This is a genomic window from Streptomyces sp. NPDC004031 (assembly GCF_053604375.1).
Genome location: NZ_JBSGHL010000055.1, coordinates 1 through 20182, shown reverse-complemented (window position 1 = coordinate 20182; position 20182 = coordinate 1). Strand labels below are relative to the sequence as shown.

Sequence of the window (20182 nt, the reverse complement as noted above, 5' to 3'; positions counted from 1 at the left end):
AGCCCGGCGGGGGAGCGGCTGACGGGCGGTCAGCGCGGGCAGTGCCCGTGGTACGGGGGCGCGCAGCGGTCCGGCGGGACGGGCAGCGGGTGCCCGTCGAGCTGGACGAGGGCGAGCAGGGTGACGGCGCCGGTCCAGGCGAGCGGGACCACGGACGCGGGGTTGCCCGCCGTATCGACCTGCTCGGGCAGCTCGCCGAGCGTGTTGCGGTGGTCCAGCAGCCAGTCCACCACCTGGCGGGCCTGGCCGGACCTGCCGGTGCCGGACCACGCGAGGGCGAAGAAGGCGGTCTCGGGACCCCAGCTGGTCGCCCAGGGGTGCGCGGGGTCGTCGCCGGGCACGACACCGCCGTTCGGGCGCAGCAGCGCCCGGTAGGTGTCGTCGATCGCGCCGGCCAGTCCGTCCGGCGGGCGGTTGAAGGGCGGCGCCATGAACGTCACCGCGGAGTCCCGGCCGTGCAGCCCGTCGGCGGTGCGCGGGTAGCCCCGTGGCGCGAAGTCCCGCGCGATCCCCGCGGACAGCCGGTCCGCCGCGCCGGTCCAGGCCCGGGTGTCGGAGGGGTGCCCGGTGACGCGGGCGAGGCCGGCGGCGGCCCGCAGGCCGGACAGCAGCGGGGCGGCGGTGCCGATGTTCGGCGTGTCGGTGCCGATCTCCCAGTAGTCCGGTGAGGCGGGCGGCAGCCCCTGGTCGTCCAGCGAGCCGGTGACGTAGTCCTCGGACTTCCGCACCATCGGGTAGAGCGCGCGCAGCATCCCGTCGCGGTGCGCCCGGGGCGCGGCCTCGTACCACTCCCAGACCGCCCACGGCACCCAGCCGTCGGCGTCGAGCTGCCAGTGCCGGGAGTCGGGCGGGCCGGAGCCGTCGAGCCGGGTGCGCGCGTCCCAGGTGCCGTCGGGGAGCTGGGTGCGCGCGTTGTAGGCGAGTATCCGGTAGGCCTCGTCCGGGTGGCCGGTGGCGGCGAACGCGGCGGCGGCGAAGCTGCTGTCGCGCGGCCACGAGTACGTCCAGGCGCCGTACCACGCGGCGGCGACCGCCCCGTCCGGCTGCGTGAGCAGACGCAGCGTCAGCAGGGCACGGGCCGCCGCGTCGCGCTCCGCCGGGGTGCGGCCGGGCACGGTGCCGGAGGCGAGCCAGGCCCGCGAGGCGGCGATCTGCGCCGCAGCGCCGCGGTCGCCGGCCGGTACGGTCACGGGCGGCGCCGCCCCGTCCGGCAGGTAGCGCCAGTCGCCGTCGGGCAGCCGCAGGACGTTGCTGCCGGACACGTAGGAGGCGCCGTAGGCCTCGAAGGGGGTCAGCGAGACCGTCGTCGTCCCGTTGCCGAGCAGCCCGGCGGTGGTCGCGGCGAGGATCCCGGCCGGGACCGGCCGGTAGCAGGTGTTGGCCGCGGCGCAGGCGTCCGCGCCGGTGAGGCCGATGCCGAAGGCGGCGTGGGTGGTCGCCAGGGTGCCGGAGTCGTACGCGTGCCAGCCGCCCCAGTAGGCGGGGTCGTAGTTCCAGGACGGCAGCGCGCCGGACAGCGTGGACCTGGTGCCGTTCCACACCACGTCGCCGGACGTGCCGCTCGCCTGCACGACGAGGTAGTAGTCCTGCCCGGCGGCCAGCGTGGCGTCGACGGGGAAGTCGACCCAGCCCTCGCCGGAGCCGCCGAGGTCCGCGAGGTCCACCCGGCTGTCCGCGACCGCGGTGGCCGGGTCGGTGACGTCGGTGCGGATCTGCGCGTCCAGCGTGCCGACCGGCGAACTGCTCGCCAGGAAGGCGCTGACGCCGCCGACGTGCGTCGCGGCCGTGCTGAACTGCTGCGCCGCGGCGTGGTCGGGGCCGTTGACCAGGAACAGCCCGGTCGTCGCCGTGAGCTGGCGGTCCCAGACCGCCGCCGCGCGGGCCGGGCCCGTACCGGCCGCGCCCGCGCCGACGGCGAGCGCGAGCACGCCCGCGGCGGCCACGAGCCGGTGTCTGCCGTGCGTCGTCCCCAGCATGGAGATCATCTCCCTCGGAAGTCGGACGGACGTTCGCCGGTCCTTCCCGCCGCCGGGCCACGGCGTACGGTCCCGAACGACCGTCAGGCGGTCGCCGCACGGGCCGGGATGAGCAGCGCCGATCAGGAAAGTGCACGCGCGTTTCACGGTAGTGAAGGACGGGCTGGGAGGCGAGATGCCTCGCGGGGCCGAAGAGAACCGAGGGGCCCGGGGGGCGCCGGGCGGGCGCGGTGCGCGGGACCGGTCACAGCCCCGGGCGGCGAAAGCGGAGACCGGCGGGGGCCGGGGCCGTTACGCTGCCGCCGTGCCCGCATCCACCGCGCCCGCGCCCGCGCTGCTGCCCGACCCCAAGGGGCCGGGAATCACCGCCGTCGCCGTTGCCTTCGGCGCGCTCCTGGCGGTGGCCGGGTGCGCCGGCGCCGTGGTGTGCGTGGTCCTCGCCGTGACGGGGGCGGGCGGGACGCACGGCGGCCTGGTGTGGGGCGCCTGGGCGCTCGCGGCGCTCGGGGTGTTCGTCCTCCTCGTCGGCTACTCCACCGTCGCCAACGCCCGGGAGGAGCGGCGTCTGACGCTCCGGCTCGCCGCCGCCGGACTGGAGGCGACCGCGCTGGTGCTCGCCGTCGCCTCGGCCCCGCCCACCCACGACGACCACCCGCAGGTGCGGCTCCGGCTGCGGGTCGGCGGCGCGGGCGTCGAGCCGTTCGAGGTCGAGGTGGAGGTCTTCAGCTACCGCTTCGGCGACGCCGCCCAGGGCACCGTGCTGCCCGCCCGCGTCGATCCGGCGAGCCTCGTCTTCACGCTCGGCCGCCCCACCCCGCCGCCCGCACCCGCCCCCGGCGGCTGAGAGCCGCGCCTCACCCGGCCGGGCCGCCGAGGAGGGCCCGCCGCAGGGGCTCGCGCCAGGCGCCGCGGACGGGGTCGAAGGCCCCGAAGTCGGTGCCGAACTCCCAGTAGGCCCAGCTCATGCCGAGCCGCTCGGCCTCGGCGCGGACGAAGGCCGTCCACCGCTCCCGGGAGTCCATGGGCGCCGCCGAGAAGGCGCCGAACTCGCCGACCAGCAGCGGAAGTCCGTGCTCGCGCCCCCATGCCGCGGCCCGGCCCAGATCGGAGCGTACGGCGTCCTCGTCCGCGGCCGAGCCCCAGGTGCGGCCGAGCCAGCGGTCGGCGCCGCGCACCCATCCGGCGCCCTGGTGGGTGAAGCCGAAGGGGGCGTAGTAGTGGACGCAGGCCAGCAGGTGGACGTCGTCGGCGACCACGACGGCGGCGGCCGGCAGCGCCAGGGAGGAGACGGTGCGGGTGAGGGCGAGCAGCGCGAGTCCCGCGGCCAGCAGCACCAGCCCGGTGACCGCGGGCCGGCGCGCCGGACGGTCGTAGCCGGCGAATTGTGCGGCGGCGGAGCACAAGCAGCATGAGGGCCACCGCCGCCCCGCCGAGCAGCAGCGCGATCTCCACCGCGAAGGGCAGGACCCGCGGCGCGGGGGCGTACTGCGCGAGCAGCCCGCCGACGACGGGTCCGAGGCCGAGGCCGCCCACGGACGCCACGGTGGAGGCGAGGGCGGCCCGGCGCCGGTCGCCCGCGGGTTCGAGGTCGGTCAGCGCGGCGGTCAGCGGGCCCGAGGCCGCGCCGACGGCCGCGCCTTGCGGGACGCGGGCGGCGAACCGCCACCCGGTGCCGGAGGCGAGGGTGAACAGCAGCGACCCGAGCGCGGCGGCGCCCATCGCGGGCAGCAGCACCCGGCGGTGGCCGACCGCGTCCGCCGCGGGGTCCGCCAGCAGCAGGGCGGGGATCAGCGCGGCGACGTACGCGGCGAAGATCGGCGTGACGACCAGCGGCGAGAAGCCGAACGTGGCCGCGTAGCCGCGGTGGAGCGGGGCCGGCATGTTCGTGCCGGTCGGCAAGTCCACCCAGAGCGGTCACTTCAAGGTCCTGCGCGAGGCCGGGGTGATCAGCCGGCGTGACGAGGGCACCCGCCGCGTGAACCGGCTCCGCCGCGAGGACCTCGCCGTCCGGCAGGGCCGCGAGGCGTCGTCCGGTACCTGAGCCGCCCGCCCGTGCCGCCGGGTGTCCCGGCGGTGTCGGCGGCGTGCGGGGCGGGCGCGGGAGCCTCACTCACCCCACCCTCACCAATTGGTCTGGACCTATTGAATTCTCCCCTCCGCACCGGCCAAGCTTCGTGCTGCGCGCGCACGAGTGTCCACGCACTACGCACCACCTCCACCTGCCGGTTCAGCCGCAGGCGCATCCGCCTGCCTGGAAGGAGTTGAGAGCGACATGCGCACCAAGATCCTCGCCCGCGCGGCCGCCGTCGCCGCCACCGCCGTACTGGGGCTCGGCCTCGCGACCACGGCGGCGCAGGCCTCGCCGCCGCCCGGAAGCGGGTTCATGTTCCTGGGGTACTTCCCGACGAACGAGAGCTGCGTCGCCCAGGCGCAGGCGTACGCGCCCGTACACGGGCCGGTCTACATCTGCGAGTACGGCACCAACGGCCTGTACCTGCTCTGGATGCACTGAGCCGGAGCGGCGCCCCGGGCCCTCCGGCCCGGGGCGTCACCCCCGCAGGCGCGCCGCCGCCGCGTCGCCGAGGGCGACCATCGCGTCGGTGAGATGGGACATCTGGCGGGCGATGGTGCGCTCGGGGTCGGTCTGGGAGTTGACGAAGGCCCCGTCGAAGCCCGCTATGGCGAAGTGGTCCAGCTCCTCGGCGACCGCTCCGGCGATCTGCGGGCCCTCGTCGGCGAAGGCCGAGGAGATCATGACGCGCATGTAGGCGCGGCCCTCCTCGCGTACCTGCCGGTTGATCTCGGCGACCTCCGCCTCGGCGGCCTCGTCGCTCATCATCAGCAGCATGTGGAGCCGCAGGAAGTCCGGCTTGGCCGTGAAGACGGCGGCCGTGCGGTCCAGGTACCAGGCCATCCGCTCGCGGTGGGTGCCGCCCGTGGGCGGATCGGCGTGCGCGGCGCGCATCGCGTCGAAGAAGTCCCGGGCGCCGCGTGCCATGACTGCCGAGAGCAGCCCGCCCTTGGAGCGGAAGTGGTGGTAGATCGCGCTCTTCGGCAGCCCGGTCTCGGTCGTGATCGACGAGATCGTGGTGCCCGCGTAGCCGCGTACCGCCATGACGCGCGCGGCCGCGTCGAGGATCTCCCCGCGTGAGCGCTGCCCGCGCCGGTTGCCGTTCGGCGCCTTCGATCCTCGCTCCATTCCGTTGATCATACGGGCCCCCACCTGCGGCCGTGTCCGGAGGTGTGCCCGAAAAAGGTTGCCCCAGGCCTCTTGACGCGAGGCCGCTCCCGTATGACCGTGTTCACTATTGGACGGAACGGTCGGTCCAATAGTGAGAGAGCGATCACTGGAGCTCGCATGACGCAGACCCCCCTCGCGGGATACGACACGGACGTGGCGATCATCGGCTACGGCCCGACGGGCCTGGTCGGAGCGCTGACGCTGGCCCGCCGGGGGGTCCGCGTCACCGCCTTCGAGCGTGACCAGGACATCCACGCACGCGCCCGTGCCGTGACCGTGAACGACTGGACGATGCGGATCTTCCAGGACCTCGGCATCGACGAGCGGATCGAGAAGGTCGTCGAGCCGCAGCGGGCCCTGCGCTGGGTGACCTACGACGGCCAGGAGGTCATGCGCGTCGAGCACCCGCCGTCCACCCTCGGCACCCGCAACACCAAGCCGCGCTTCTACAACATCTACCAGCCGGCCATGGAGGCCGAGCTGCGCCGCTGCGGCGGGGAACTGGACGGCCTGGAGGTCCGCTACGGCGCCGAGGTGGTCGCCGTCGAGCAGGACGCGGACGGCGTGACCGTCACCGCGCGCGACCGTGCGACCGGCGCCGAGACCCGCACCCGCGCCCGCTGGGCGATAGCGGCCGACGGCGGCTCCAGCCCCACCCGCAAGATGCTCGGCATACCGATGCTCGGCGACACCGTCGACACGCTGTGGGTCGTCATCGACTGCCGCGTCAAACGCTGGTGGCCGGACCGGGACTTCCTCACCTTCTGGACCGACAGCGAACGCCCGGTCGTCGACATCGCGCTCTCGGCCGGGAACCACCGCTGGGAGATCCCGCTCAAGCCCGGTGAGACCGAGGCCGACTTCCCGACGGCCGCCGAGGTGTGGCCGCTGCTGGAGGCCCTCGGGGTGACCGGGGACGACGTCGAGATCCACCAGCACGCGTTCTACCGCCACCATGTGCGCGCCGCCGAGACCTGGCGCCGCGGCCGGGTCTTCCTGGCCGGCGACGCCTGCCACCTGATGCCGCCGTGGGCCGGCGCCGGCATGCAGACCGGCATGCGCGACGCCCACAACCTGGGCTGGAAGCTCGCCGGCGTGCTGCGCGGCGAGCTGCCCGAGGAGTGGCTCGGCACCTACGAGGCCGAGCGCCGCCCCAGCGCCGACTTCTACACGGGCCTGGCCGTCGGCCTCGGCCGCGTCATCAAGCAGGAGGCGTCGCCGGAGGAGGTCGCGGCGATGAACGCGGTCCCGGAGAACACCGTGACCCCGTGGGAGCCGCCGCTGACCGCCCCGCCGGTGCTCACCGGCGGCTGGCTGCGCGGCGAGCAGGGCGACGCCAGCGTGATCGGCCGCATGGTGCCGCAGCCGGTGTGCGGCGACGTCACCGGCGTCATGGCGCGCCTCGACGACCTGCTGCCCCGCGGCTTCGTGCTGCTCGGCGCGGACACCGACCCGGCGGCGCTGCTCACCGGGCAGGAGCGGGCGGACTGGGACGCCCTCGGCGCCTCCTACGTCGCCGTGCGTCCGCGCACCGCGTACACGCGAGGCCCCGGCGACCTGGTCGACCTCGACGACGTGCTGCTGCCGTGGCTCGCCCGCTACGGCGTCCGGGCCGTGGCCGTGCGCCCGGACCGCTTCGTCGCCGCCGCCGACCCGGGCGGCCTGGCCGTCCCCGCTCTCTGAACCCTTCACCCCTCCGCCCCCACTGACCTGGGCGGCGCCGCGCGTCCGCGCGCCCGCCCGCGGATCGAAAGGACACCGTCATGACCGGAGTGAAAGAGCTCGCGTACGTCGTGTACGAGGTCGGCGACCTCGCCGACTGGGAGCACTTCGGCACCACCCTGCTCGGCATGCAGCTGGGCGAGAGGACCGAGCGCGGCTTCACGCTGCGCACCGACGAGAAGGCGCACCGCTGGATCGTGACCGAGGGCCCGGCCGACGACCTCGCGGTCAGCGGCTACGAGGTCGCCTCCGCCGAGGACCTCGATGCGCTCGTGGCCCGGCTCGCCGAGGCCGGCGTCGAGATCGCCGAGGGCGGCGCGGAGCTGGCCGCGGCCCGCCGCGTGGACCGCGTCGTGCAGCTCGCCGACCCGATGGGCAACCGCATCGAGCTGGTCACCGGCCTCGCCGACGCCGCCACCCCGTTCCACTCCGACGTCCTGCTCGGGGACTTCGTCACCGGCAGCGGCGGCGCCGGCCACCAGGTGCTGCTGTCCAAGGGCGTCGCGCGCGCCGACTACATGGCCTTCTACGAGGGCCTGCTCGGCTTCCGGATCAGTGACATCATCCGTGAGGAACTCGCCCCCGGCATCGTCGCGGACCTGATCTTCCTGCACTGCAACCCGCGCCACCACAGCGTCGCGTTCGGCGACATGCCGCACCCCAAGCGGACCCACCACTTCATGGTCGAGGTCACCGACATCCGCGACGTCGGCATGGCCTACGACCGGTGCATGGACGCGAAGCAGCCGTTCGAGATGACGCTCGGCATGCACCCCAACGACCACATGTTCAGCTTCTACGTCCGCACCCCGTCCGGCTTCTCCGTCGAGTACGGCTGGGGCGGGCTGCTCATCGACGACGACACCTGGCAGGTCCGGACCCTCGACCGGCTGCACAGCTGGGGCCACCGCCCGCCGGAGGCCGTGCACGCCCTGCTCGGCCAGGCACCCTTCACCAACCAGACCCCCGGAGGAGCCCACTGATGGCCCTGCAGCAGAGCGACATCTCCCGCTACGTCCAGACCCGGGACTGGCGGATCCACTACAACGAGGCCGGCGAGGGCCACCCGGTGGTGCTGCTGCACGGCGGCGGCCCCGGCGCGACCGGCTGGAGCAACTACTCCCCGAACATCGAGGCGCTCTCGCGGCACTTCCGCGTCATCGCGCCCGACATGCCGGGCTGGGGCGACTCCGACGAGGTGGACTTCGGCACCCTCGACCACGTCGAGGCGGCCTGCCAGCTGCTTGACGCGCTGGGCATCGAGAAGGCGGCCTTCGTCGGCAACTCGATGGGCGGCCACACCTCGCTGCGGCTCGCCGCCGAACGCCCCGAGCGGGTCTCGCACCTGATCACCATGGGCCCGCCGATCCAGATGAGGCCCTTCCTCTTCGGCGCGGGCGGCGGCCCGACCGAGGGCCTGAAGATCATGTACGAGACGTACACGAACGCCACCCCCGAGGGCATGCGGCGGCTCGTCGAGATCATGGTCTACGACAAGGCCCGCTTCGCCACCCCCGAACTGTGCGAGCTGCGCTCCAAGGCCGCGCTCCGGCGCCCCGAGCACCTGGCCAACATCGCGGCGGCCGCCCCCCGGGCGCCGATCCCGATCTGGCTCGACCTGGCCAAGGCGGCGGGCATCACCGCGCCCTCGCTGCTCATCCACGGCCGCGACGACCGGGTGGTCTCCTTCGAGTCCACGCTCTTCCTCGCCGCGAACATCCCCGACTCCCGCGCGCACCTCATCAACCACTGCGGCCACTGGGCCCAGCTGGAGCACGCCGACGAGTTCAACCGCCTGGTGACGGACTTCGTCACGCACCACTGATGCTCCCGCGCCGCCGGGTGCGCCCAAGCGCCCGGCGGCGCGGTCCCACGGTTCCTTCAGGAGTACCCATGAGCAATCCCCGTACCGTCGAGACCGACGTCCTCGTCTCGGGCGCCGGTCCGGCGGGCGCCGCCGCCGGCGCCCTTCTGGGGGCGTACGGAATCCGCGCGATCGTGCTGAACAAGCACGGCTCGGTGGCGAACACGCCGCGGGCCCACATCACCAACCAGCGCACCATGGAGGTGCTGCGCGACCTCGGCGTCGAGGACGACGCCAAGCGCGCCTCGATGCCCCAGCACCTCATGGGCGAGCACGTGTGGGCGACCAGCCTGACCGGCACCGAGCTCGGGCGGCTGCGGACCTGGTACACGCACCCGACCTTCAAGGCCGAGCACGATCTCGCCAGCCCGACCGCGGTGTGCGACCTGCCGCAGGACCGGATGGAGCCGATCCTGCTGGGCGCCGCGACCCGCCGCGGCACCACCCTGCGGACCGGCACCGAGCTGCTGTCCTTCACCCAGGACGACGACGGTGTCACCAGCACCGTGCTCGACCGGGTGACCGGCGAGGAGTACCTGATCCGGTCGAAGTACCTGATCGGCGCCGACGGCGGCAACTCGCGGATCATGTCGCAGCTCGGCATCCCGCTGGAGGGCGAGATGGGCCTCGGCGGCTCCATCAACATCGTCTTCGAGGCCGATCTGACGCATCTGGTCGCGCACCGGCCCGGCGACATGTACTGGTTCGTCCAGCCCGGTGTCGGCCACGACGGCAACGGCGTCGGGGTGCTGCGCGCGGTCCGCCCCTGGACGACGTGGATGGCGGTCTGGGGCTACGACGTCGAGCAGGGCGCCCCCGAGCTGACCGACGACTTCGGCCGGGCGATCGTGCACCAGCTCATCGGCGACGACACCGTCCCGGTGCGGATCGAGTCGATCTCCACCTGGGCGGTCAACCACGTCCACGCCACCGACAATACCGCCGGGCGGGTCTTCTGCGCGGGCGACGCCGTCCACCGGCACTCGCCGATGAACGGCCTCGGCTCCAACACCTCCATCCAGGACGCCTTCAACCTGTGCTGGAAGCTCGCCCTGGTGCTGCGCGGGCAGGCCGGCCCCGGGCTGCTGGAGACCTACCGCGACGAACGGCTGCCGGTCGCCCGGCAGATCGTCGAGCGGGCCACCGCCAGCAACGGGCTGATCCCGCCGCTGTTCATGGCGCTGCGGGTGCCGCCCGCCGCGGGCCCCGAGGCGCTCGGCGCGGCGCTGGAGACGCTGCGGGCCCCGACCACCGAGGGCGCGCAGGTGCGCGCCGCCTTCGACACGGCGGTGCGCGACACCCTGCTGTGCTTCAACTCGCACGGTGTGGAGACCAACCAGAACTACCGCTCCGCGGCCCTGGTGACGGACGGGGAACCCGCTCCGGCCGCGCCGCGGGACGAGGAGATCCACTACTTCGCGACCACCTACCCCGGCCGGCACCTGCCGCACGCGTGGCTGCTCGACGGGCAGCGCAAGGTGCCCGTGATCGACCTGTGCGGCCACGGCCGCTTCACCCTCCTGACCGGGGTGCGCGGCGCGGACTGGCGGGAGGCCGCGGCCAGGGCCGAGGCGGAGACGGGCGTCGCCGTCGACGTCGTCGCCATCGGACGCGGCTGCGCCTACGAGGACCGCTACGGCGACTGGGCCGACGTGTGCGGCATCGGCGAGGACGGCGCGGTGCTGGTCCGCCCCGACCACATCGTCGGCTGGCGCAGCACGGGGCGCGGCGACGACCCGTCCGGCGCGCTGCTCGGCGTCATGCGGTCGATCCTCCAGACACCGGCCGCCTGACCGGCCGGTGACGGGAACGGCCCCCTCGGAGATCTCCGAGGGGGCCGTTCCCGTGCGCGGGTCCGCTCAGCCGGCGGCCAGCGTGAGGGCGATGTCGATGATCATGTCCTCCTGGCCGCCCACGAGCCGGCGCCGCCCGCACTCCATGAGGATGTCGCGGACGTCCACGCCGTAGGTCGCCGACGCGTTCTCGGCGTGCCGCAGGAAGGACGAGTAGACACCGGCGTAACCGAGCGTCAGGGTCTCCCGGTCGACCCGGACGGGCCGGTCCTGGAGCGGGCGGACGAGGTCGTCGGCGGCGTCCTGGAGCTTGAACAGGTCGCAGCCGTGGGTGAATCCCGACAGGTCCGCGACCGCGACGAAGGCCTCGATGGGGCAGTTGCCCGCCCCGGCGCCGTGCCCGGCGAGCGAGGCGTCGACCCGGGTGACGCCGTTCTCGACGGCGACCACGGAATTGGCCACCGACAGCGACAGGTTCTCGTGCGCGTGGATGCCGATCTCCGTCTGCGGGCCGAGCACGTCGCGGTAGGCGCGCACCCGCGCGGCCACGTCGTTCATCGTCAGCCGGCCGCCGGAGTCGGTGACGTACACGCAGTGCGCGCCGTAGGACTCCATGAGCCTCGCCTGCGCGGCCAGCTCCTGCGGCGGGGCCATGTGGGAGAGCATCAGGAAGCCGGAGACGTCCATGCCCAGCTCGCGGGCCGCCGCGATGTGCTGGGCGGAGACGTCCGCCTCGGTGCAGTGCGTGGCCACCCGGACCGAGCGCACCCCGAGGTCGTAGGCGCGCTTCAGCTCGTGCACGGTGCCGACGCCCGGCAGCAGCAGGGTGGTCAGCCGGGCCCTGCGGAGCACCGAGGCGGCCGCCTCGATCCACTCCCAGTCGGTGTGCGAGCCGGGGCCGTAGTTGACCGAGCCGCCCGCGAGGCCGTCGCCGTGCGCGACCTCGATCGCGTCCACGCCCGCGTCGTCCAGCGCCGCGACGATGCGGGCCACGTCGTCGGGGGTGATCCGGTGGCGTACGGCGTGCATGCCGTCGCGCAGGGTGACGTCCTGGATGAAGATCGGAGTGCTCACGGCTGCACCTTCCCGGCGGCGAGGCGCTCGGCCACCCGCAGGGCGGCAGAGGTCATGATGTCGAGGTTCCCCGCGTAGGCCGGGAGGTAGTGGGCGGCGCCCTCGACCTCCAGGAACACCGACACCTGGTGGGTGGGGCGGGACACGCCGCCGGGGAGCAGCGTGTGCACGGGCTGGTCCGCGGCGATCGCGGTGATCTGGACCTGCTGCTTGAGGCGGTAGCCGGGGACGTACCCGGCGACCTCGGCGACCATCGCGCCGACGCTCTCCCGGATCCGCTCGTGCAGCTGCGCGGTCGGGGCCTCGACGAGCGCGAAGACGGTGTCGCGCATGATGAGCGGCGGCTCCGCCGGGTTGAGGATGATGATCGCCTTGCCGCGGCGGGCGCCGCCGACCTCGACGATCGCGGCCGAGGTGGTCTCGGTGAACTCGTCGATGTTGGCGCGGGTGCCCGGTCCCGCGGACCGGCTGGCGATCGAGGCGACGATCTCCGCGTAGTGCACCGGGGCGACCCGGGAGATCGCGGCGACCACGGGTATGGTCGCCTGCCCGCCGCACGTGACCATGTTGACGTCCCCGGCGTCGAGGTGTGCGTCCAGGTTCACCGCCGGGACGACGTACGGGCCGATCGCGGCCGGGGTCAGGTCGATCAGCCGCTTGCCCAGCGGCCGCAGCCGGGCGGCGTTGGCCACATGGGCCTTCGCCGAGGTGGCGTCGAAGACGATCCCGATCTCGTCGAAACCGGGCAGGGCGACCAGGCCCTCCACACCCTCCGCGGTGGTCGCCACGCCGAACCGGCGGGCCCGCGCGAGACCGTCGGACGCGGGGTCGATACCGACCATCGCGCCCATCTCCAGATGCTGCGAGGTGCGCATCACCTTGATCATCAGGTCCGTGCCGATGTTGCCGGAACCGATGATCGCGACCTTCGTGCGCGGCGCGGCCGTCATCGCTGCTCCTCTGCAAGGGTGAAGGAGGCCGTGCCGAGCGGCCCGACCGTGGCCCGTACCGTGCTCCCGGGCGCGACCGGCACCATCGGGCCCAGCGCGCCGGACAGGATCACCTGGCCCGCCCGCAGCGGGTCGCCGAGCGCGCGCGCCTGCCGGGCCAGCCACCGCACGGCCAGCAGCGGGTCGCCCAGGCAGGCCGTGCCGGTGCCGGCGGAGACCTGCTCGCCGTCCACCTCCAGCGTCATCACCGCGTCCCGCGGCTCGAAGTCCGCGAGGTCCAGGCGGTCCGGACCCAGCACGAAGGCGCCGCCCGAGGCGTTGTCCGCGACCGTGTCGGCGAAGCTGATGTCCCAGCCCGCGATCCGGCTGCCGCAGATCTCGATCGCGGCCACGGCGTGATCGACCGCGGCGCGGACCTGATCCACGGACAGCTCGCCGTCGGCGAGGTCCGCGCCCAGCACGAAGGCGATCTCCGCCTCCGCGCGCGGCTGGAGCACCGCCGCGGCCGGGACGGCGGCGCCGTCCTCGTACCTCATGGTGTCGAAGAGCACGCCGAAGTCGGGCTGGTCCACGCCGAGCTGGGCCTGAACCGCAGGCGAGGTGAGGCCGATCTTGCGGCCCACCACGTGCTCGCCCGCGGCCAGCCGGGCCCGGGTGAGGAGCTGCTGGACGGCGTAGGCGGCCGTCACGTCGTCGCGGCCGATCAGGTCCCGCACGGGCGGGCACGGCGTGCCGCCGGCCTGAGCGCGAAGGAGCCGGTCGGCCGCCTCGGCCACGGCATCCGTGGCCACAGGGTTGTCGGTCATGCCGCTCAGGCTCGCATCGCCGCAGGTCCGCGGCCACGACGGCGTTCCGCTCAGCGGTACGCTGTTCGTGTGGAACCGGAGCTGAACACGGTGCTCGGCAAGGCCGTGGCCATCCTGCGGTCGTTCACGGGCGACGACCGGGTCCTCGGCCTGGCCGAGCTGGTGCGCCGCACCGGGCTTCCCAAGGCCACCGTGCACCGCCTCGCCGCCGAGCTGGTCGAGCACCGGCTGCTGGACCGCGACCGCTACGGCTACCGGCTCTCCGGCGGACTGTTCGAGCTGGGCCTGCGGGCCTCCGCCGAGCGGACCCTGCTGGAGGTGGCCATGCCCTTCCTCCAGGACCTCTACGAGCGCACCCACGAGACCGTCCACCTGGGCGTGCGCGATGGCGCCGAGGTCGTCTACATCGCCAAGATCGGCGGCCACCGGCAGGCCGCCAGCCCCTCCCGCACCGGTGGGCGCATGCCGCTGCACTGCACCGCGATCGGCAAGGTGCTGCTCGCCCACGCCGGGCCCGACCTGCGCCGGGAGGTGCTGGCCGGGCCGCTGGAGCGGCGCACCCCGCACACCGTCGTGGCCCCGGGCGCGCTGGAGCGCCAGCTCAAGGGCGTCCTGGAGGCGGGCGTCGGCTACGAGCACGAGGAGTCGGCGGCCGGGCTGCTGTGCGTGGCCGCCCCGGTGCCGGACGCGGAGGGCCGTACCTCGCTCGCGATCAGTGTGTCGGGGCCGGTCGGCAGATTCCGCCCGGAGAGCCACGCCGACGCCGTGCGGGCCGCCGCCACCGGTCTCGGCAACCAGCTCGCCCGCCGCCGCGTCCCCCCGCACACCGCCACGCTGTGACCCGGGCGGTGGTGCGGGGGAGGAGGCCCCCGCACCACCCCCGGCGGGTCAGTTCAGGCCGAACCGCTGCGCCTCGGTCCCGTTGCACTGGTGGATCCGCAGCGGTGTGCCGTTGGCGGTGGAGCCGTCCTTGGCGTCCAGGCACAGCCCGGACTGCGGGTTGAGCAGCGAGCCGTCGGTCTGCAGCCGCCAGACCTGGCCGCCGTTGCCGTCGCAGTCCCACAGCTCGACCGGGGTGTCCGCGGCCGTCGAGTCGCCCGTGACGTCCAGACAGCGGCCGAGCGTCGTCAGCGAGCCGTCGGCGCGGTGGTACCAGTGCTGGTCGACGGCGTACGACTGGCAGTCGTAGAGCTGGGCCGCGGCGCCGTCGCCGCCGTTGTCGTCGCCGTAGACGTCCAGGCACTTGCCCGCGGGGCCCGCGACCGCGCCGCCGCCGTTGACCGCGAACTTCTGCGCCGCGGTGCCGTTGCAGTCGTGGATGCGCAGCCGGCTGCCGTTGGCGGTGGAGCCGCTCGGCGTGTCGAGGCAGCGGCCGGACTGCGGGTTGTACAGCGAGCCGTCCACCTGCTGTGTCCACTTCTGGCCGCCGACGCCGTTGCAGTCCCACAGCTCGACCTGGGTGTCCTGGGCGGTGCCGTTGCCGTTGATGTCCAGGCACCGGCCGAGGGTGCGCAGCGAGCCGTCCGACTCGTGCGTCCAGCGCTGGTCGACGGCCCCGGTCTGGCAGTCCCACATCTGGACGGCGGCCCCGTCGCCGCCGACGTCGTTGCCGGTGACGTCCACGCACTTGCCGCCGGGCGCGCCGACCGTGGCCGGGGCGGTGCCCGCGGTGTCACCCGCGTAACCGGCCGCGACGACGTTCGCCTGCACGGCGTTCTCGGCCGCGTCGGAGGGGTAGCCCGCGGTCATGGCGCCCTCGAAGAAGGAGCCCCCGGCCCGGTTGCTGTTGTCCCCGCCGGTGCCCAGGACGATCGAGCCCTCCTTCTTCATGGGCGCGTAGCCGGGCGGCAGGGCGCCGTTCCACCACGTGGTCAGGCCGCCGGAGCGGGAGTCGCCGCCCTTGAGGGCGAAGGTGTCCTTGCCGTTGTTCTTCAGCACCGCGGTGACGAACGGCGTGGCGTTGCCGCCGTTGCGGCTGTGCGCGTTGGTGTCGGCCTGGAAGATGCCGTTCTCCAGGTCGGCCTGCACCCACGGGCCGTTGCCGGTGCAGGGGTCGCAGGCGCGGGCGGGGGAGATGTTGAGGGCGTCCATGTGCCCGGCGCCGGTGTCCTCCTCCTTGGCCTCGACGTTGCCGAAGTCGAAGCAGCAGTCGTGGATGGTGTGGGTGCCGCTGGTGACCATGTACATGCCCTCGGGCTGGTCCTTCGTCGCGACACCCGAGCCGACCGCGTGCCGGTAGCCGACGCCCGGCTGCACGTACACCCCGTAGACCGAGTGCCCGGCGAGCGTGACGTGCAGCGCGCTCGCGAGCGCCCCCGCGTTGGCGGCGCCCGCGGTGCCCGCGCCCGCGATCGTCAGGTCGTTGTGCTGCGGCGACTGGTCGTAGATCCGGCTGATGCGGCAGGCGGTACCGGTGCAGAAGGCGTTCTGCGCGCCTGCGTCCGCCCAGCCGCCCGTGGCGACCGGGCCGATGTCGCGGGTGGCGCCGTCGGTGACCCGGGTGACCTGGTAAAGGCTGCCGCCGTAGCCGGAGTAGAGGGCGCGCACCGTGCTGAAGGCGCCGACGCACGGGGTGCCGGCGTCGCCGTAGATGTCGCAGGGGAGGGATCCGGCCGCGTGCGCGGGGCCCGTGGCGCCGAGGAGGAGGCCCGCGGCGAGGACGAGCGTGCCGCCGAGGGCGAGGAGGGCGCTGCGGCAGCGGCGCAGGGCGAGGCGCAGCCGGCCGTGGCTGCGGGGAGGGTGTGCGGTCATCGTCGACCCTTTCTCCGTCGAGTGTCCGTCGAGGTGATGCGGGGTCGTGCGGATCGTGCGGGTGCTTGCCGCGCGGCGGCCGGGTGCTGTGGTGCCGTGGCCGCCGCACGCAGCCGTGCGGTCCTACGACGGAGAAGCATGCCCCACCCAGCATTGTGACGAACGATCACCCCCGGTGCGGAAGGGGCGGATGCGCCCACGCCCGCGCGGCGGCGGTCCGGGACGCGGAAAGGGGGTGCCCGCGGGCGCCGGATCGCGCAGAATCCCCGGATGGCTGTCATGAACGTCGACGGGGCCGGCGGCGCCCCGCTCCCGCGCTCCTCGCCGACCGCGCTCGCCGGACGCGCCTTCGGCGCCGTGCCCCCGCCCGCCCTGGTGCTGGTCGGCATCGTGAGCGTCCAGGTCGGATCCGCCCTGGCCAAGCACCTCTTCGACGAGGTCGGCAGCTTCGGCACGGTCGCGCTGCGGCTGCTGTTCGCCGCCGCGGTGCTGATGGCGGTCTGGCGGCCGCCGCTGCGCATGGGCCGCCGCGCGTGGACGGTGGTGCTCGGCTACGGCGTCGTGCTCGGCGTGATGAACCTCTGCTTCTACCTGGCGCTCGCCCGGCTCCCGCTGGGCATCGCGGTGACCACCGAGTTCCTCGGCCCGCTCGCCGTGGCCCTGGGCGGGTCGCGGCGGTGGCTGGACGCCTTCTGGGCGCTGCTCGCGGGCGGCGGAGTGCTGCTGCTGATGGAGGGCCGCGGCGACATCGACCTCGTCGGCCTGCTGTTCGCCCTGGCGGCCGGGGCCTGCTGGGGCCTCTACATCCTGCTCGGCGCCGCGCTCGGCCGGCACACCACGGAGGGCAACGGGCTCGCCCTGGCCATGGCGGTGGCCGCGCTGGTCGCCGTGCCCTTCGGTGTGGCGGACAGCGGGACGGCCCTGGTCTCGCCGTGGGTGATGCTCGCCGGGCTCGGCGTGGCGCTGCTGTCGTCGGTGGTCCCGTACTCGCTGGAACTGGAGGCGCTGCGCCGGATCCCGCCGCACGTCTTCGGCATCCTGATGAGCCTGGAACCGGCGACCGCGGCGCTCGTCGGCCTCGTCGTGCTCGGCGAGTCCCTGCACTGGTCGCAGTGGGTCGCGGTGCTGTGCGTGATGGCCGCGTCGGCGGGCGCCACGCGCGGCGCCCGGCCGGAGGCGTGAGCCCCCGCCGCCCCGGGCCCGCACCGCAGCGGGCATGGGGCGGCGGGCGGTCAGGTCAGCGGTAGAGGCGGACGTCCGCCAGGCTCCACCAGTTGGCGGCCGTACCGGTCTGGGTGACGCGCAGGTAGCGGGCGGTGGTGGTGCGGGGCAGCCGGACCGTGGTCAGCTGGCCCGTGTCGGCGCCCTGCGCGGCGGTACGCCAGTGGGCGCCGTCGTCGCTGACCGAGAGCTGCCAGCCGCGGGCGAAGTCGCCCGGGTTGTCGCCCGCGTCGAGCGCGACGGTGCCGAAGGCGGTGCGGCGCCCGAGGTCGAGCTGCACGTACTGGCCGGGGGCCTGCGCGGCGCCGCTGGACCAGCGGGTGCTGCCGTCGTCGTCCAGTACGGCCGCGGCCGCGCCGTCACCCGCGGGGGCGGCGGTGGCGGTGGCGCCGGACAGGTCGAGCTGGCGCAGGGTGGTGTGCAGGCGGCCGGACGCGGGCCAGGTGAAGGTCGCGAGCGCCCCGCCGGGCAGCGTGTAGTCGAAGGACTGGTCGCCGACGGCCACGGTGAACGAGCGCGGCGCGTCGTTCTCGTTGTGGACGACGAGCGCGGTCGAGCCGTCGGGGTTGGTGAACGCCACATCGGTGAGCTGGCCGTTCCAGCCCGTGGTGCCGTAACTGGTGCTGGCGATGCGGAACGCGCCGGGCTTCACGAACTTCGACAGGTGCCCGATGGTGCTGTACTCGGCGTTGGCGCTCACCGTGCCGTCCGGCTGCACGGTGAGCAGCGCGGTGCAGGTGTCGCAGCCGCCGTTGTGCGGGCCGCCGTCGGCGTCCAGGGCGAGGTTCCAGTCCGCCACGGACTTGGCCCAGTTGCGGGTGGTGCCGACGGTGATGGTGCGGGCGTGCCAGGTCAGGGTGCCGCGGAAGATCTCCGCCGGGGTGTCGGTCGCCCCGTGCGAGCCGGAGCACTCGGTGAACCAGATGCCCTTGTCCGGGTGGGCGTCGTGCAGGGCGCTCTGCGCGCTCGGGTCGCCGGAGTAGCAGTGGTAGGCGGTGCCGGCCACCCACTTGGCGGCGGGGCCGTCGAGGATCTCGTACGGGTAGTCCGTCTGCGGGTCCTCGCCGAGCTTCTCCGCGGTGGCGATGTCGCCCGGGTGCGTCGTCCAGTTGTGGTCGTAGGCCAGGATCTTCGTACGCAGCCCGGCGGCCCGCAGCATCGGGCCGAGCGCCTCGATGACCTTCGCCTCCTGCTCGACCGGCAGGTCGGTGCCGGGGTACGCGCTGGGCGTGCGGTTCTGCGGCTCGTTCTGCACCGTCAGGTAGTCGACGGGGACCCCGGCCGCCCGGTAGGCCTGCACGAACTTCACCAGGTAGCGGGCGTACGCCTGGTAGACGGCCGGGTCGTCCTTGAGGTGGCCGCCGACCAGGGAGTCCGAGTCCTTCATCCACGCGGGCGGACTCCACGGCGTGGCCAGCACGGTGAGCTGCGGGTTCAGCTGCTCCGCCTGCCGCAGCAGGGGAAGGATCTGCTTCTGGTCGTGCGCGATGCTGAAGTGGCGCAGCGCGAAGTCGGTCTGCCCGGCCGGCATGTCGTCGTACGTGTAGTGCTCGGCCTCGGCGGTGAAGTCGGAGGAGCCGACCGGCTGGCGCAGGAAGCTCACACCGATGCCGGACGCCGGGTCGAACAGCCGCCTCATCGCGGCGTCCCGCGCCGGGCGGGGGAGCGCGCCGAGCACCGCGGTGGAGGAGTCGGTGAGGGCGCCGCCGAAGCCGTCCATCTGCTGGAAGCGCCGCGTGGGGTCGACGGTGATCGTGGTCAGGTCCGACGCCCCCCGGTGGAAGGCGACGGGCGCCTGCCGCTGGAGCTGCGCGGAGTCGTCGGCGGTCGTGAGCCACACCTGTGCCTGCGGCTCGTCCGGCCCGTGGGCCGGGTGCGCCGCCGCGGTGGCGGTGGACGGCAGGCAGGCCAGGCACAGCGCGGCGGCCATGAGGGCCGAGGCGCCGAAGGCGCGTTTCATGGACGTCTCCTTGCTGACGGGACCCGGCCGCCGGTCTTTGACCTCGTCCGGGTGAAACAGAATGAAACACAATGTGCGGGCGGTGCGGCGTGCATCAGCAAAGACGGCACGCCTCTCGGGTGTCAAGAGGCGTGCCGCAAGGGGTTGGTGCATGACGTGATGAAACAAGTTGATGTAACAGGAACGGCCGACGGGGAGCCGCGCGCGGCCCGTTCCGGACGGCCCGCGCGGCTCCCCGTGCGGCGGCCGTTACACCTCGGCGGGCGGTTCGGCGGGCGGTTGGGCGGACCGTTCGGCGGACTTCGGCGACGCGGCCCCGGGCAGCTCCGCCCGCTCCCCGGCCGCCGTCAGCTCACCCGCCTCCTCGGCGGGCTCCACCGGCTCGACCCGCTCGGCCTGCTCCACCGGCTCCATGGGCTCGACCGGCTCGACCGGCTCGACCGGCTCGACCGGCTCGACCGGCTCGACGGGGGAGGCGGACGGGGCGGGCCGCGGGGCCGCGCCCGACGACGCGCGGTCGAAGAAGCGCAGCAGCTCGACGGGGAAGGGCAGCACGAGCGTCGAGTTCTTCTCCGCCGCGACCTCGACGACGGTCTGCAGCATGCGCAGTTGCAGCGCGGCGGGGTTGGCGTCCATCGTGCGGGCAGCCTCCGACAGCTTCTGCGACGCCTGCAGCTCACCGTCCGCGGTGATGATCCTGGCCCGCCGCTCCCGGTCGGCCTCCGCCTGCCGGGCCATCGACCGCTTCATCGACTCCGGCAGCGCCACGTCCTTGATCTCCACCCGGTCGATGTGCACGCCCCAGCCGGTCGCCGGGGTGGCCA

18 protein-coding genes and 1 pseudogene are annotated in these 20182 nt (G+C 74.1%); 9 read left to right on the top strand and 10 right to left on the bottom strand.

All coding sequences use genetic code 11. The annotated features are described in order from the left end of the window. Positions 1 to 29: 29 nt before the first annotated feature. Positions 30 to 1976: a hypothetical protein gene (locus tag ACWERV_RS28555; RefSeq protein ID WP_452938380.1), complete on the bottom strand. Its 1947-nt coding sequence runs from the start codon at positions 1974 to 1976 to the stop codon at positions 30 to 32. Between the two features lie 304 nt (positions 1977 to 2280). Here ACWERV_RS28555 and ACWERV_RS28550 point away from each other — a divergent pair, with 304 nt between their 5' ends. Next, complete coding sequence (locus ACWERV_RS28550) at positions 2281 to 2820, top strand: hypothetical protein (protein WP_452938377.1); 540 nt, start codon at positions 2281 to 2283, stop codon at positions 2818 to 2820. 10 nt (positions 2821 to 2830) lie between these two features. Here ACWERV_RS28550 and ACWERV_RS28545 read toward each other — a convergent pair whose 3' ends face one another. Both ACWERV_RS28545 and ACWERV_RS28540 read right to left on the bottom strand, forming a co-directional pair. After that, positions 2831 to 3232 carry a glycoside hydrolase family 5 protein gene (locus tag ACWERV_RS28545; protein ID WP_452938445.1) on the bottom strand — a complete coding sequence of 134 codons (402 nt, stop codon included), beginning with the start codon at positions 3230 to 3232 and terminating at the stop codon, positions 2831 to 2833. Positions 3233 to 3329: 97 nt separating this feature from the next. Further along, positions 3330 to 3857: pseudogene (locus tag ACWERV_RS28540) on the bottom strand (MFS transporter); the annotation flags it as partial. Here ACWERV_RS28540 and ACWERV_RS28535 point away from each other — a divergent pair. Continuing rightward, positions 3856 to 4017, top strand: coding sequence for a hypothetical protein (locus ACWERV_RS28535; RefSeq protein WP_452938375.1), 162 nt, complete (start codon positions 3856 to 3858; stop codon positions 4015 to 4017). The pseudogene ACWERV_RS28540 and the gene ACWERV_RS28535 sit on opposite strands and share 2 nt — an antisense overlap. A 231-nt stretch (positions 4018 to 4248) precedes the next feature. Further along, positions 4249 to 4488 carry a hypothetical protein gene (locus tag ACWERV_RS28530; protein ID WP_398189629.1) on the top strand — a complete coding sequence of 80 codons (240 nt, stop codon included), beginning with the start codon at positions 4249 to 4251 and terminating at the stop codon, positions 4486 to 4488. A 36-nt stretch (positions 4489 to 4524) separates the two neighbouring features. Here the strand turns inward: ACWERV_RS28530 and ACWERV_RS28525 are convergent, their stop codons facing one another. After that, positions 4525 to 5175, bottom strand: a complete 651-nt coding sequence (locus ACWERV_RS28525) for a TetR/AcrR family transcriptional regulator (protein ID WP_398189631.1) — start codon at positions 5173 to 5175, stop codon at positions 4525 to 4527. Between the two features lie 159 nt (positions 5176 to 5334). On the opposite strand from ACWERV_RS28525, the gene ACWERV_RS28520 reads away from it, so the two are divergent. The 4 genes from ACWERV_RS28520 to ACWERV_RS28505 all read left to right on the top strand — a co-directional run bounded on the left by ACWERV_RS28520 (position 5335) and on the right by ACWERV_RS28505 (position 10596). After that, positions 5335 to 6900: a bifunctional 3-(3-hydroxy-phenyl)propionate/3-hydroxycinnamic acid hydroxylase gene (locus ACWERV_RS28520; RefSeq protein WP_452938371.1), complete on the top strand. Its 1566-nt coding sequence runs from the start codon at positions 5335 to 5337 to the stop codon at positions 6898 to 6900. Between the two features lie 80 nt (positions 6901 to 6980). After that, positions 6981 to 7922 (top strand): VOC family protein, encoded by a 942-nt coding sequence (locus ACWERV_RS28515; RefSeq protein ID WP_452938369.1) that lies wholly within the window; start codon positions 6981 to 6983, stop codon positions 7920 to 7922. Continuing rightward, positions 7922 to 8764 (top strand): alpha/beta fold hydrolase, encoded by an 843-nt coding sequence (locus tag ACWERV_RS28510; RefSeq protein WP_452938366.1) that lies wholly within the window; start codon positions 7922 to 7924, stop codon positions 8762 to 8764. Before ACWERV_RS28515 ends, ACWERV_RS28510 begins: the two co-directional genes overlap by 1 nt. A 68-nt stretch (positions 8765 to 8832) precedes the next feature. Then, positions 8833 to 10596 (top strand): FAD-dependent oxidoreductase, encoded by a 1764-nt coding sequence (locus tag ACWERV_RS28505; protein WP_452938363.1) that lies wholly within the window; start codon positions 8833 to 8835, stop codon positions 10594 to 10596. Positions 10597 to 10662: 66 nt separating this feature from the next. Here the strand turns inward: ACWERV_RS28505 and dmpG are convergent, their stop codons facing one another. From dmpG to ACWERV_RS28490, 3 genes are read right to left on the bottom strand one after another with little or no spacing between them, the layout of a single operon-like run. Then, positions 10663 to 11670: a 4-hydroxy-2-oxovalerate aldolase gene (dmpG, locus tag ACWERV_RS28500; RefSeq protein WP_452938360.1), complete on the bottom strand. Its 1008-nt coding sequence runs from the start codon at positions 11668 to 11670 to the stop codon at positions 10663 to 10665. Further along, complete coding sequence (locus ACWERV_RS28495; RefSeq protein WP_398189648.1) at positions 11667 to 12620, bottom strand: acetaldehyde dehydrogenase (acetylating); 954 nt, start codon at positions 12618 to 12620, stop codon at positions 11667 to 11669. Before ACWERV_RS28495 ends, dmpG begins: the two co-directional genes overlap by 4 nt. Beyond that, positions 12617 to 13426 (bottom strand): 2-keto-4-pentenoate hydratase, encoded by an 810-nt coding sequence (locus tag ACWERV_RS28490; protein WP_452938357.1) that lies wholly within the window; start codon positions 13424 to 13426, stop codon positions 12617 to 12619. The genes ACWERV_RS28495 and ACWERV_RS28490 overlap by 4 nt, the downstream gene beginning before the upstream one ends. 69 nt (positions 13427 to 13495) lie before the next feature. On the opposite strand from ACWERV_RS28490, the gene ACWERV_RS28485 reads away from it, so the two are divergent. Continuing rightward, entirely contained in the window at positions 13496 to 14266 is a 771-nt protein-coding gene (locus ACWERV_RS28485) for an IclR family transcriptional regulator (protein ID WP_398189653.1), read from the top strand. A gap of 48 nt (positions 14267 to 14314) precedes the next feature. Here ACWERV_RS28485 and ACWERV_RS28480 read toward each other — a convergent pair whose 3' ends face one another. Further along, positions 14315 to 16177 (bottom strand): arabinofuranosidase catalytic domain-containing protein, encoded by a 1863-nt coding sequence (locus ACWERV_RS28480; protein WP_452938354.1) that lies wholly within the window; start codon positions 16175 to 16177, stop codon positions 14315 to 14317. Between the two features lie 270 nt (positions 16178 to 16447). Here ACWERV_RS28480 and ACWERV_RS28475 point away from each other — a divergent pair, with 270 nt between their 5' ends. Continuing rightward, positions 16448 to 17359, top strand: coding sequence for an EamA family transporter (locus ACWERV_RS28475; RefSeq protein ID WP_398189659.1), 912 nt, complete (start codon positions 16448 to 16450; stop codon positions 17357 to 17359). Between the two features lie 55 nt (positions 17360 to 17414). Here ACWERV_RS28475 and ACWERV_RS28470 read toward each other — a convergent pair whose 3' ends face one another. Together ACWERV_RS28470 and ACWERV_RS28465 are read right to left on the bottom strand one after the other, a co-directional pair. Further along, positions 17415 to 19358: a discoidin domain-containing protein gene (locus ACWERV_RS28470; protein ID WP_452938351.1), complete on the bottom strand. Its 1944-nt coding sequence runs from the start codon at positions 19356 to 19358 to the stop codon at positions 17415 to 17417. Positions 19359 to 19607: 249 nt separating this feature from the next. After that, positions 19608 to 20182, bottom strand: a 575-nt coding sequence (locus ACWERV_RS28465) for an SPFH domain-containing protein (RefSeq protein ID WP_452938349.1), incomplete at its 5' end; no start/stop codon positions are given.

What these genes read in the sequence shown, in the direction of transcription:
- ACWERV_RS28510 (WP_452938366.1), top strand. Translation starts at nt 7,922, where the DNA reads ATGGCCCTGCAGCAGAGCGACATCTCCCGCTACGTCCAGACCCGGGAC.
- ACWERV_RS28490 (WP_452938357.1), bottom strand. Translation starts at nt 13,426, where the DNA reads ATGACCGACAACCCTGTGGCCACGGATGCCGTGGCCGAGGCGGCCGAC.
- ACWERV_RS28515 (WP_452938369.1), top strand. Translation starts at nt 6,981, where the DNA reads ATGACCGGAGTGAAAGAGCTCGCGTACGTCGTGTACGAGGTCGGCGAC.
- ACWERV_RS28555 (WP_452938380.1), bottom strand. Translation starts at nt 1,976, where the DNA reads ATGCTGGGGACGACGCACGGCAGACACCGGCTCGTGGCCGCCGCGGGC.
- ACWERV_RS28525 (WP_398189631.1), bottom strand. Translation starts at nt 5,175, where the DNA reads ATGGAGCGAGGATCGAAGGCGCCGAACGGCAACCGGCGCGGGCAGCGC.
- ACWERV_RS28530 (WP_398189629.1), top strand. Translation starts at nt 4,249, where the DNA reads ATGCGCACCAAGATCCTCGCCCGCGCGGCCGCCGTCGCCGCCACCGCC.
- ACWERV_RS28505 (WP_452938363.1), top strand. Translation starts at nt 8,833, where the DNA reads ATGAGCAATCCCCGTACCGTCGAGACCGACGTCCTCGTCTCGGGCGCC.
- ACWERV_RS28535 (WP_452938375.1), top strand. Translation starts at nt 3,856, where the DNA reads ATGTTCGTGCCGGTCGGCAAGTCCACCCAGAGCGGTCACTTCAAGGTC.
- ACWERV_RS28475 (WP_398189659.1), top strand. Translation starts at nt 16,448, where the DNA reads ATGGCTGTCATGAACGTCGACGGGGCCGGCGGCGCCCCGCTCCCGCGC.
- ACWERV_RS28520 (WP_452938371.1), top strand. Translation starts at nt 5,335, where the DNA reads ATGACGCAGACCCCCCTCGCGGGATACGACACGGACGTGGCGATCATC.
- ACWERV_RS28495 (WP_398189648.1), bottom strand. Translation starts at nt 12,620, where the DNA reads ATGACGGCCGCGCCGCGCACGAAGGTCGCGATCATCGGTTCCGGCAAC.
- ACWERV_RS28480 (WP_452938354.1), bottom strand. Translation starts at nt 16,177, where the DNA reads ATGACCGCACACCCTCCCCGCAGCCACGGCCGGCTGCGCCTCGCCCTG.
- ACWERV_RS28470 (WP_452938351.1), bottom strand. Translation starts at nt 19,358, where the DNA reads ATGAAACGCGCCTTCGGCGCCTCGGCCCTCATGGCCGCCGCGCTGTGC.